The following is an 827-nucleotide window of genomic DNA, read 5'->3' on the forward strand; positions in this document are numbered from 1 at the left end:
GCCCTCTGGTGGACCATGCAGATCAGCAACGCGACCCGCGCACTCTGGATCACCCCGGGGATCATCTGGGAGGACTTCCGGCAGCCGCCCAAAACGGCGAGCTTCCCCATCACTCAAAGCACCGCAAAGGAAACCGCGCTGCTCCTGCTGGGGACACTCTTTGGCAGCGCATGGATCATCACCTTCGGCTTTTCTCTTTTTTCGGATCTGTCGAGATGGTACCCTCTTGCCGAAGAATTCGCGTTCCTGGGGCTGACGTTACTCCATAATGGCGCCTTGCTGGCGCCCGTCCGAAAACGCCTACGCACCCACTGCATTCACCCGGAGCAAAGGCAAGCATGGCTCGCTTTCTTTGAGCGAAAACATCCGAACCTCGCACAAATGAAACCCATAGCCATGGAAAACACTGCCCGAGCGTTGGGGATCGCGATACTCGCCTTGTCTCCAGCCCTTCCTCTTCTGCTGGAGGCAGCCCTATCTGGATGGACAGCTATCGCTTTCCATCTCCTCATGGTGATCCTCGCCTCCACGATAGTTGGCGTCTTGCTCACACACTGGGCGGGCGTCATCGTCGGCGGGCGATATGTTTGGTGGGTGGAATACCACATGGTTACATCCGATTTGTCTACCGGGTAGACAAAATTCCACCAGAACCGGCACCGTCTGGTTTGTCTACCCGGTAGACAAGCGACATTGCCCCGGACCGGGCGGCCACTTCCCGATAAGAAACCAGCGAGTCCCGAGCGCTTCCCGGGATGCGCTATAGCGTACTCCTTCTTTATCTTGCACTCATTTCTTATCGGGAAGTATTTTTTGGCTTTTCGATT

1 protein-coding gene is annotated in these 827 nt (G+C 56.3%); it reads left to right on the forward strand.

Annotated features, from left to right (window positions below; genetic code table 11):
• On the forward strand, positions 1-636 hold a 636-nt coding region (locus tag AB4090_RS15085; protein ID WP_369574696.1), incomplete at its 5' end, for a hypothetical protein.
• Positions 637-827: the final 191 nt, after the last annotated feature.

The organism is Acidithiobacillus sp. IBUN Pt1247-S3 (assembly GCF_041146875.1).
Taxonomy (GTDB): domain Bacteria; phylum Pseudomonadota; class Gammaproteobacteria; order Acidithiobacillales; family Acidithiobacillaceae; genus Igneacidithiobacillus.